General features: G+C 60.0%; 8 protein-coding genes. 3 read left to right on the forward strand and 5 right to left on the reverse strand.

Annotated features, from left to right (window positions below):
- The first annotated feature begins 329 nt into the window (after positions 1 to 329).
- The gene (locus BR83_RS17890) at positions 330 to 635 is read left to right on the forward strand and encodes a type II toxin-antitoxin system VapC family toxin (protein WP_051618269.1); all 306 of its coding nucleotides are present in this window, start codon (positions 330 to 332) and stop codon (positions 633 to 635) included.
- Positions 636 to 763: 128 nt separating this feature from the next.
- On the opposite strand, the gene BR83_RS17440 is transcribed toward BR83_RS17890, so the two are convergent.
- Positions 764 to 2,563 (reverse strand): S-layer homology domain-containing protein, encoded by a 1,800-nt coding sequence (locus BR83_RS17440; RefSeq protein ID WP_027357552.1) that lies wholly within the window; start codon positions 2,561 to 2,563, stop codon positions 764 to 766.
- A 338-nt stretch (positions 2,564 to 2,901) separates the two neighbouring features.
- On the opposite strand from BR83_RS17440, the gene BR83_RS0113780 reads away from it, so the two are divergent.
- A complete protein-coding gene (locus BR83_RS0113780) occupies positions 2,902 to 4,797 on the forward strand; it encodes a PrkA family serine protein kinase (protein ID WP_027357553.1) in 1,896 nt (631 codons plus the stop codon).
- 11 nt (positions 4,798 to 4,808) lie between these two features.
- Positions 4,809 to 5,960: a sporulation protein YhbH gene (gene yhbH / locus BR83_RS0113785; RefSeq protein WP_027357554.1), complete on the forward strand. Its 1,152-nt coding sequence runs from the start codon at positions 4,809 to 4,811 to the stop codon at positions 5,958 to 5,960.
- Positions 5,961 to 6,264: 304 nt separating this feature from the next.
- Here yhbH and BR83_RS0113790 read toward each other — a convergent pair whose 3' ends face one another.
- The 4 genes from BR83_RS0113790 to BR83_RS0113810 all read right to left on the reverse strand — a co-directional run.
- The gene (locus BR83_RS0113790; RefSeq protein ID WP_027357555.1) at positions 6,265 to 8,019 is read right to left on the reverse strand and encodes a sigma-54 interaction domain-containing protein; all 1,755 of its coding nucleotides are present in this window, start codon (positions 8,017 to 8,019) and stop codon (positions 6,265 to 6,267) included.
- 215 nt (positions 8,020 to 8,234) lie between these two features.
- Positions 8,235 to 9,053 carry a CoA-transferase subunit beta gene (locus BR83_RS0113800; protein ID WP_027357556.1) on the reverse strand — a complete coding sequence of 273 codons (819 nt, stop codon included), beginning with the start codon at positions 9,051 to 9,053 and terminating at the stop codon, positions 8,235 to 8,237.
- A gap of 2 nt (positions 9,054 to 9,055) precedes the next feature.
- Positions 9,056 to 10,033, reverse strand: a complete 978-nt coding sequence (locus BR83_RS0113805) for a CoA transferase subunit A (protein WP_027357557.1) — start codon at positions 10,031 to 10,033, stop codon at positions 9,056 to 9,058.
- Positions 10,034 to 10,065: 32 nt separating this feature from the next.
- Positions 10,066 to 10,450, reverse strand: a 385-nt coding sequence (locus BR83_RS0113810; RefSeq protein ID WP_027357558.1) for an acyl-CoA dehydrogenase family protein, incomplete at its 5' end; no start/stop codon positions are given.

Consider the following 10,450-nt stretch of genomic DNA (forward strand, 5'->3'; position numbering starts at 1 on the left):
GAAGCTATCTGCAAGGTGGCCGATAAAGCCAGAACGTATCCGCCGACCAGAAACCGGCCGGCCTGGTTTGCTGCCGTGTTCAGAGAAAAGTTGCTGGAAGCACGGGCGGAAATTCTGGCCCTTAAGAAAAAATATCCGTTTAACCGGTTTTGAGCGGTATTACCACCGGCTGCCTCTTTCGGGTAGCCGGTTTTTCTTTTTTGGGTTTTCGATGGAAATGCCAGCGGAATTTAAAAATTATTTTTATGATTACCGGTTTAAAATGAGAATTTCCTTTGTTCCACCAGTTGGTTGCTCCAATTTAATTTGAAGATTTTTCCCGAATCAATTTGAAAATCTACACTGAACTGCTAACCCTCCCCCAAAAGCTGGGCGAGGAGCACGTTGCACAGCATTATTATCTGCTGTTAAAAAATTTTCCCAATTTGAAACTCATCCCGGTAACAGAAAAGGTCGCCCTCCGGGCCGCCGGGATCCGCGCTAAATGGGGTCTAAAGACACCGGACGCCCTGCACATAGCGACAGCCATCGAAGCAGGCGCAAAGGCCTTTCTTACTAACGACCGCTCCATTGGCAAAGGATTCCCGGGTTTACAAGTAATCTACCTTTCAGATTTTTTACCACCACAAAACTAATGAACACCGGGCGTTGCTTGAAAAGCAGGCTGATGCTGCCTCACCTGCAGTGGACTTTCGCCACCAGACGTACGTTAAAAGACCCCCGCTGCCGAAATGGCAACGGGGGTTTTTTTAGCTCCTGGCTTTTACAGCCTGCCGGTGGCGGTCAGGAAGCGCTTGACCATGACCACCGCCTCGGCCCGGGTGGCATTGGCTTTCGGCACGCACTGGTCGGCCAGGCGGCCGTTGATAATGCCCTCCCTGATGGCCACAGCCATGGCTTCTTTAGCCCACGGGCCGATTTCGCCGGCATCGGCGAAGCGCCCGAGCAGGGCCTGCACCTCGTCCTCGCCCAGGGCGGTATCCTTACCGCTCCTGGCCAGGGCCCGGGTGATCATGGCCGCCAGCTCTTCACGGGTGATGGGCGCGTTAGGCTTAAAGGTGCTATTGGGATAGCCGTTCACCAGGCCCTGCGCCGCGGCGGTTTCCACCGCTCCCGCGTACCAGGCACCGGCCGCCACATCCTTGAACCTGCCGCCGGTGGCTTTCTGCTCGGGCACGTTCAGGGCCCGCAGCAGGAAGGCAGCAAACTCGGCCCGGGTGACGGTGGCGTTGGGCGCGAAGGTGGTTTCGGTTACGCCGGCCGCGATGTGTTTGGCCGCCATCAGCCTCACGTCGTCAGCCGCCCAGTGGCCGATCATATCGGTGAAGTTCTTGTAATAGGCCATCACGGCGTAGGTGGAAAGGCTGGAGCGCTCCACGGAGACCGTACGGGCCGCCCGGTCAACCTTACCGCCCACGTACTCCCATGTGCCGCCGGTCAGCCGGTAGATACCCAGGTAGTCCTCCGGCACGCCGGCCAGCCTGGCCGGATCGTAGGGCAGGGTCAGGGTGACGGGCTTCGCCAGGCTGCTGATGCCGCCCTTGTCGGCACCGTTGGCCTCGGCCCGGATGGCGATCTCGTAGGCGTCACCGGCCATCTTGAGCGCGGTATCGCCCGGTGCCGCAGCCTGGGCCTTACCGATATTGATATTCAGGGTCACGCCCTGGCCTTCGAACACCGACAGGTCGATGGCTCCCGGAGGCAGGGTGAGCTGCACGTCACCCACCTGGATCACCGCCGGCTTGCCGGCCTCAAAGACCTTCGCCAGGGTGTCCGCCACCACGGCCACCGTGCCCTGCTGCGCGGCCTTATCCGCGGGGATGGTAAACACAACCTCGCTTACCTTCGGATCGGCCAGCAGGGACTCCACCTTCCTGTCGTCCACGGCCAGGGTGGCCTTCCCGTCGGCAACGGTCAGCGTGCCGGTGTCAGTGGATACGCCGGTGGAAGGAGCGGTCGTTCCTCCGCCTCCACCACCGCCACCGCCGCCACCACCGCCGCCGCCACCGCCGCCGCCACCGCCGCCGCTTTCAGGTGGTGGTGCCTCCAGGTCCAGGGTGATGGAAGCAAGCGGGGTATCGTTGCTGCAGATATGCAGGGTATAATCCTCATTACTGGCTACGTTCAGGCCCTGCTGGTAGACCCAGTGGTAGACGAACTGGTAGACGTAGTAGACGGTGTTGTAGACGGTGTTATAGATTTTCTTGTATACTACATCCTTTATCCCGCTTTTGTCCAGGTCACCGATACCCAGGATATGCAGCATAATGCTGTTAAAATCGGCATCGGTAAGAACCTGGACGGTGAAATCGACTGCAGTTTTGTCTTTACTGGTGACGAGTTTGGCAATGCCGCCGTCCTTAATCCACTTGCCGTCTTTGTCCTGGACTGCAGCCCGATGCTGCTCGTCTACCGTGACAGATAGATCCGGCTTTTCTGTCAGTGTCACCGCTCCAGCCGGGGCCGGATGCACCACACCGAAGGTCAGCGCTGCCAGGAAGGCCAGGAACACCACCAGGGCGATGTTCCCCAGGAAGGTGCGGCTGGCATAGAGCTTGCCCATTTACCTGTTCACCTCCTTTCCCGGCAGAATGGGGGAAAAACTACCTTATGCAGGTAGAAATTCCCTTTGTCATTTTATCATCAGTTAAATAAAAAAGCAAGGTAAATTATAGATCATACATACCAGGACCCCGCTGACAGGAGAAAAACGCTGCAGTTCCCTTCCCCCCCGGCGGTCCTTCTTCCCGGCCCGGGTGCAGATATTGTCGGCTGGCGGATTCTTCTACCAGCACGGGGCGCATATAATGTAATACTAAACACCGCGAGTTGTACAAAAAATTAGATGCTCTGCCTGAATCCGGCTGGTGGAATTTCATTCCACGGCAAAGGAGTGAGATTATGGACTTCCTGAAGAGGCTGGAAGAACACCGTTCCCTGGAAAAGGAACTGGCCTGGGAAGGCACATTCCAGGAGTACCTGCAGATAGTCAAAGAGCGCCCCTGGGTCTGCCAGCTCGCCCACGCCAGGATCTACAACATGATCAGGGATGCCGGGGTGGAGGAGATAGATGGCGTTAAGCGCTATAAATTCTTCGCCAGCGAACTTTTCGGCCTGGATAAAACCCTGGAGAAGCTGGTGGAGGAATACTTCCACCCGGCCGCCCGGCGGCTGGACGTGCGCAAGCGCATCCTGCTGCTCATGGGGCCGGTGAGCGGCGGCAAGTCCACCCTGGTGGCCATGCTGAAAAGGGGCCTGGAGAAGTACAGCCGCACCGACCGGGGGGCCCTCTACGGCATCAAGGGGTGCCCCATGCACGAGGAGCCCCTGCACCTCATCCCCCGGGAGCTGCGGCCGGAGTTCGAGAAGGAGTACGGCGTCTACGTGGAGGGGGAGCTGTGCCCCTACTGCCGCATGATGCTGGAGACGGAATACGACGGCAGGATAGAAAATGTGCGGGTGGAGAGGATTTTCCTGTCCGAGGAAAACCGGGTGGGCATCGGCACCTTCACCCCCTCCGACCCCAAGTCCCAGGACATCGCCGACCTCACCGGCAGCGTGGACTTCTCCACCATCGCCGAGTACGGCTCGGAGTCGGACCCCCGGGCCTACCGGTTTGACGGCGAGCTGAACATTGCCAACCGGGGGATCATGGAATTTCAGGAAATGTTGAAGTGCGACGAAAAATTCCTCTGGAACCTGCTGAGCCTTTCCCAGGAGGGGAACTTCAAGGCCGGCCGCTTCGCCCTGATTTACGCCGACGAGATGATTGTGGCCCATACCAACGAAAACGAGTACAAGGCCTTCATCAGCAACAAGAAGAACGAGGCCCTGCACTCGCGCATCATCGTCATGAAGATCCCCTATAACCTGCGGGTGAGCGACGAGATTAAAATTTACGAAAAGCTCATCCGCCAGAGCGACTTAAAGGACATCCACATCGCCCCCCACGCCCTGCGGGTGGCGGCCATCTTCTCCGTACTCTCCCGGCTGAAGGAAAGCAAGAAGCAGGGCATGGATATCGTGAAAAAGATGAAGCTCTACGACGGCGAGGACGTGGAGGGCTTCAAGCAGAAGGACGTGGCCGAACTGCAGAACGAGGCGCCCGAGGAGGGCATGAGCGGTGTGGACCCCCGCTACGTGATCAACCGCCTTTCCTCCGCCCTCATCCGCACTTCCACCAGATGCATCAACGCCCTGGATGTGCTGCGGGCGCTGAAAGACGGGCTGGACCAGCACCCGTCCATCACCGGGGAGGAAAGGGAGCGGCTCTTGAACTTCATCTCCATTGCCCGCAAGGAGTACGACGAGATAGCCAAGAAGGAAGTGCAGAAGGCCTTTGTCTATTCCTACGAGGAGTCGGCCCGCATTCTGTTCGACAATTACCTGGACAACGTGGAGGCTTACTGCAACGGGACCAGGCTCAAAGACCCCATCACCGACGAAGAGCTGGACCCCGATGAAAAACTGATGCGCTCCATCGAGGAGCAGATCGGTGTCTCCGAGAACGCCAAGAAGAGTTTCCGGGAGGAAATCCTCATCCGCCTGTCCAGCTACGCCCGCCGGGGCAAGAAATTCGACTACACCTGCCACGAACGGCTGCGGGAGGCGGTGGAGAAGAAGCTCTTCGCCGACCTGAAGGACGTGGTCAAGATCACCACTTCCACCAGGACACCCGACGCCGAGCAGCTCAAGCGCATCAACGAGGTGAGCAACAAGCTCATTTCCGAATACGGCTACTGCGCCGTGTGCGCCAACGAACTGCTTAAATACGTGGGCAGCCTGTTAAACCGCTAGGGGGGAGGCTGATGTCCGGGAAATACATCATTTCCAGAGAAGACTGGTCGCTGCACCGCAAGGGGGAAATCGACCGGCAGCGCCACCAGGAGAAAGTCCGGGAGGCCATCAAGAAGAACCTGGCCGATGTGGTCAGCGAGGAAAGCATCATCATGTCCGACGGGAAGAAAGTAATCCGGGTCCCCATCCGCTCCATCGAGGAGTACCACTTCCGCTACGACATGGGGAAAATGAAGCATGCCGGCCAGGGCAACGGCAAGAGCAGGGCGGGAGATGTGCTGGGCAGCGATTCCCCCGGGGCGGGCAAGGGCAAGGGCGGGGCCGGTGAGGAGCCCGGGGTGGATTATTACGAAGCCGATATCACCATTGACGAGCTGGCCGAGCTGATCTTCGAGGACCTGGGCCTGCCCCACCTGGAGCAGAAGAAGAAACCCGAGCTGGCCTCGGACGCGGTGGAATTCAAGGACGTGCGCAAGATGGGCATTTCCAGCAACATCGACCGCAAGCGGACCATTTACGAGGCCATCAAGCGCAACGCCCTGCAGGGCAAAAAAGGCCTTGCCTCCATCACCAGGGAAGACCTGCGCTTTAAAACCTGGGATGATACCTTTAAGTACGAGTCCAGCGCCGTGGTCCTGGCCATGATGGACACCTCCGGGAGCATGGGGCCCTTTGAGAAGTACATCGCCCGCAGCTTCTTCTTCTGGATGGTGCGGTTCCTGCGCACCAAATACCAGAACGTGCAGATCGTCTTTCTGGCCCACCACGTGGAGGCCAGGGAAACCACCGAGGAGGAGTTCTTCACCAGGGGGGCCAGCGGGGGCACCCGCTGCTCCTCCGTCTACAAACTGGCCCTGGAGATCATTGAAAACCGCTTCCCGCCCCGGGACTACAACATTTACGCCTTCCACTTTTCCGACGGCGATAACCTGGCCTCGGACAACGAAAACTGCGTCCGGCTGGTCAACGAGCTCCTGAAGGTGTGCAACCTGGTGGGTTACGGGGAAATCGAGGGGCCCTATTACTACACCAGCACTCTGCGCTCGGCTTATAAGAAAATCACCAGCCCCAGGTTTGTCTGCGTGACCATTAAAGATAAAAAGGATGTCTACCCGGCCCTGAAAAAATTTTTCAGCGTGGGGCCGGACCGGGTAAAGCATTAAGCGGGCCGGCAGCCCGCTTCAGCTTGTAGGCAAAGTGCTACCAGGATGTGCCCTGGTTTTAGTCGTCGCTCCCGGGTCGTATCGCTGGCCGGGCCAAAAGGCCCCGGCTCCGGTCTTCGGCGGGTACCGGCCACATTCACACTTCCTGTGTTCAGGTGGCCTCCGCGGACATCCGGTCCGCGGCCCCGCCTCATCCCGTCGCCGTGGCCTGGCCCGGCAGCGCTCACTCCAGGTCGCTCCTCTTTAAAACCAGGGCACATAAAGCGTTTGTCAACAGTCTTCTTGTTTTTTACGTACTTACTTATTAAACTTCTATGCGGTAGCGCTTCAGCTTCTTGTACAGCCCGGCCCGGGATATGCCCAGCAGCTGGGCGGCCTGGCGCTTGTTGCCCCTGGTAGCGGCCAGGGCCTCCAGAATGGCTTCCTTCTCCGCCTCCTCCACCAGCCTGGGCAGGCCGCTCTGGGCGGCCCGCTGTCCCCCGGCCAGGGAGTTCTTCTGCAGGTAGAGGGGCAGGTGCTTTTTCTGGATCACGGTGCCGTCCAGGACGTTGTAGGCCCGCTCCAGGACATTTTCCAGCTCCCGCACGTTGCCCGGCCAGTGGTGGCTCATCAAAATATCCATTACCTCCGAAGAAACCCCGGTCACCCGCTGGCCGAACTGGCGGTTGAAGTGCTTGATGAAGTGCTCCACCAGCAGCTCCAGGTCGTCCATGCGCTCCCGCAGCGGGGGGATGGTCAGGGTGACCACGTTGATGCGGTAGTAGAGGTCTTCCCGGAAGCGGCCCTTCCTGATCAGGTCCTCCAGGTCCTGGTTGGTGGCCGCGATCACCCGCACGTCGACGTGGCGGGGCCTGGTGTCCCCCAGGCGCTCGATTTCCTTTTCCTGCAGCACCCGCAGGAGCTTGGCCTGCATGGTCAGGGGCATGTCGCCGATCTCGTCCAGGAAGATGGTCCCGCCGTGGGCCAGCTCGAACTTGCCCGGCTGCCCGCCCTTGCGGGCGCCGGTGAAGGCCCCCTCCACGTAGCCGAACAGCTCCGACTCCAGGAGGTTTTCGGGCACCGCCGCGCAGTTGACCTTGATAAAGGGGCCCTTGCTGCGCAGGCCCTCCGTGTGCAGGGCGTGGGCGAAAAGCTCCTTGCCGGTGCCGCTCTCACCCAGGATGAGGACGGTGGAGGTGGTCATGGCCACCCGGCGGGCGGTTTCCTTGACGGCCACAAACTGCCTGTTGCGGCCGATAATCTGGTCGAAGCTGAACTTGCTGCGGTGAAAACGCTCCAGCTCGCCCTTGTAGTAGTCCAGCTCGCTCTTCAGGTAGCGGATCTTCTTGATCAGGGAATACAGCTCTTCCACATCCCGGAAGGTAACCACGCCCAGGGCGCCCACAATTTCCCCGTCCCGGACCAGGGGCACCCGGTTGGCGATGACCTCATGGCCGTTGAGGTTGGCCAGGTAGCCGTATTCCGCTTCCCCCGTCTCCATGGCCCGGGGGAAAATGGGCGTGCTCTTCCCGTAAACTTCGTAGACATTCCTGCCGATGATTTCCTCGGGGGTCTTGTTGAAGAAGCGGGCAAAGTTCCGGTTGGCCATGGTAATCCGGTAGCTCCGGTCGATGGCCACAATGCCGTCGCTGGAGAGGTCCAGGATTTGCTCCAGCAGGTTCATCAGCTCCCGGATGCGGGCGTTGTCGCTGGAAAGCTCGTCGATGATATTCTGGATTTCGTTGATGTTTTGAAATTCCGAAATGGCCCCCACAATCTCCCCGTTGCGCCGGAGGGGGGTGCGGTTGACCAGGTAGACTCCGTCCTTTAGCTGCAGGCGGCGCCCCAGCTGCGGCCGCCCGTCTTTCAGCACTTCCAGGAGCGGTGTGCCGGGGAAAAACTCCTCTATGTGGCGGCCGTACAGTTCCTCCCTGGGCACCTCCAGGTAGCGGGCAAACTGGGAGCTGCAGTAAATGATCCTGCCCGCCCTGTCCACAACCACCACGTTGCTGGCCAGGGAATCCAGGACGGCACCCAGATCCGGGACCGCTGTTTCCGCCGGAACAATCCTCTCATCCAAAACCCTTCTCACCTCACCGCCGGGTTTTCTACTTGAGTTTACATATGCATACTTTTTTCTACACACCCTGTTCAAAATCCTCCGCCCGGAAAAGAAAAATAAAGCCGGCACCTGCCGGCAAAAAAAAGAGGCCCGGGCTGCTTTTTCCCGGGCCGCCGGGTAAACCCACTGTCAACCAGCTTTGCTTACGGGCCGGTTCTCCCTCACCCGGCCCATCAGTTACCCAGGAAGAGTCCTTCCGGGTCGATGACGTTGCGCAGCAGGTAGAGCTCGTGATAGGTGGGCGGGGGAGTTTCACCCCGGCAGCGGCTGACATCCAGGTCGAAACCCACGTTGTTTTTCACGTCTTCTATAGTTACGCCCGGGTGGACGGTGTCCAGGTACATCTCCCCCGTCTCCTCGTCAAAGCGGAAGACGGCCATGCTGGTGATCACCGCCACCGGCCCGCCCCGGAATACCGAGCCGAAAGCTTCCTGGCGGGTGACCCACTCCCCGCCGGGCCACTTCTTGACCCGCCAGCCCGGCGAGGTGACGTAATCCACCTGTTCTTTAAAGCGGCGCTTCTCCTGGACCATGATGAAGACGGTGCGCCGGGCCAGGGAGTTGATATCCGGGTTGCCGCCCGAGCCGGTAAGGCGTACCGCCGGATGGAAGTAGTCGCCGCCGATGGAAGTGGTGTTCACGTTGCCGTACCTGTCGATCTCCGCCCCGCCCAGGAAGGCCAGGTCCACCACACCCCGCTGCAGCTGGCTGAAAACGTCCAGCAGGCCGGAGGAAACCGAAGCCCTGTACTCGCAGCGGGCGTCCCCCACGGAAGAGGGCAGGTGGACCGGCCGGCCGTCCATGGAGCCGGCTTCGTAGATGATGGAAGCCCGCGGGGCGGTGGTCTTCTGGGCCAGGGTTACCGCCAGCATGGGCAGCCCGGTGCCGGCAAAGACCACCTCGCCGTCTCTAATTTCCCGGGCCCCGGCCACGGCCAGGAGTTCGATCAGTTTATATTCCCCGGGCTTTGCCGGACTGTGGTTATTGCGCATGTTTACGCACCCCTCTTCACCCGCGTGCTGTACTTGTAGGAGGAGTTGGCCCGCAGCAGATCCAGGCGCCGGAAGCCGATCTTGTACAGGTATTCGTCAAAGCTGTTTACCTTGAGGATCCACTCCTCCGCCCAGGCGTCAAAGCCTTCCTGGGTCCTGGTCTTGTTGTAGAAGTCCCGGATGAACATGCCGTCCACTTCGTAATACCCGAAGCAGCCGGTGGGATGGGCGCCCCAGGGCTGTTCCACAATGGCGTCCACCAGGTAGTGCGGGATCAGGTTGGCCGTGGGATCCTGGCGGATGACTTCTTCCGGCACGATTTCCTCGGCCACCACAATCACCTTGTCGGCGGCCTTTATGGCCTCCGCGTCGGAATAGCGCTGCCCGTAGACCCGCACGGTGCCCTCCTCGCCCACCTGCTGCACGTGGGCAATGCATACGTTGGGCCGGGCCGCGGGCACGTGAATGATGTCGCCCTGCTCGCCATAGAAGGAGTCGGTGAGGAATTCAAACTTGCGCCTGGGGATGCGGGGATTGGAGCCGTCCCGCAGGCCGTGCTTGCCCAGGGCATCGTACTCGGGGTTGAGAATGTCCGTGCCCAGGGAAGCGCGGGTGGGCAGGTAGGGAACGCCCATGGCCCCGGCGGCAAAGCGCATGATCATGTGCACGTGGCTGTAATCTTCCACGATCAGTTCCCCGGATTTCAGCTTGCGGGCGGCGTTGGCCCCCACCTTCCCGTAAAGCTCGTGGCCGATCCAGCAGGTCTCCAGGACTTTGACGCAGCCCGCCCCGATGAGGATTTTCCCGTGGGTCCCCGAGTTCACCTCGATCAGGTGCAGGTTCTTCTTGCGCTGGCGCACCATTTCGTAGACGATGGCCATGGGGCGCCGCCAGATGGTGAAGCCGGAAAAGGTGATCATGTCACCGTCGTTAATCAACTGGACCGCTTCCTGAATGGTCATGCGTTTACCTTTGGCCATAATCCATATACCTCCTTATATATTCCTGGCCCTCAACCCCGGAGCAGGTTCTTGGCAATGACCAGCCGCTGGATCTGGTTGGTGCCTTCGTAAATCTGGGTGATCTTGGCGTCGCGCATGTACCGCTCCACGGGGTACTCCTTGCAGTAGCCGTAGCCGCCCAGGATCTGCACCGCGTTGGTGGTGACGAACATGGCCGTATCCGTGGCGTACATCTTGGCCATGGAAGCTTCCTTGGAAAGGGGCAGCCCCTTATCCTTGAGCCGGGCGGCCCGGTAAACCAGCAGCCGGGCGGCATCAATCCGGGTGGCCATGTCGGCCAGCATGAACTGGATGGCCTGGAACTCCGCTATGGGCCGGCCGAACTGCACCCGCTGCTTGGCGTACTCCAGGGCCACGTCAAAGGCCGCCTGGGCA

It is taken from the genome of Desulfofundulus thermocisternus DSM 10259 (genome assembly GCF_000686645.1).
Taxonomy (GTDB): domain Bacteria; phylum Bacillota; class Desulfotomaculia; order Desulfotomaculales; family Desulfovirgulaceae; genus Desulfofundulus; species Desulfofundulus australicus.

Coding starts and splice junctions, on each gene's coding strand:
- BR83_RS17440 (WP_027357552.1), bottom strand. CDS start 2,563: ATGGGCAAGCTCTATGCCAGCCGCACCTTCCTGGGGAACATCGCCCTG.
- BR83_RS0113780 (WP_027357553.1), top strand. CDS start 2,902: ATGGACTTCCTGAAGAGGCTGGAAGAACACCGTTCCCTGGAAAAGGAA.
- yhbH (WP_027357554.1), top strand. CDS start 4,809: ATGTCCGGGAAATACATCATTTCCAGAGAAGACTGGTCGCTGCACCGC.
- BR83_RS0113800 (WP_027357556.1), bottom strand. CDS start 9,053: ATGCGCAATAACCACAGTCCGGCAAAGCCCGGGGAATATAAACTGATC.
- BR83_RS0113805 (WP_027357557.1), bottom strand. CDS start 10,033: ATGGCCAAAGGTAAACGCATGACCATTCAGGAAGCGGTCCAGTTGATT.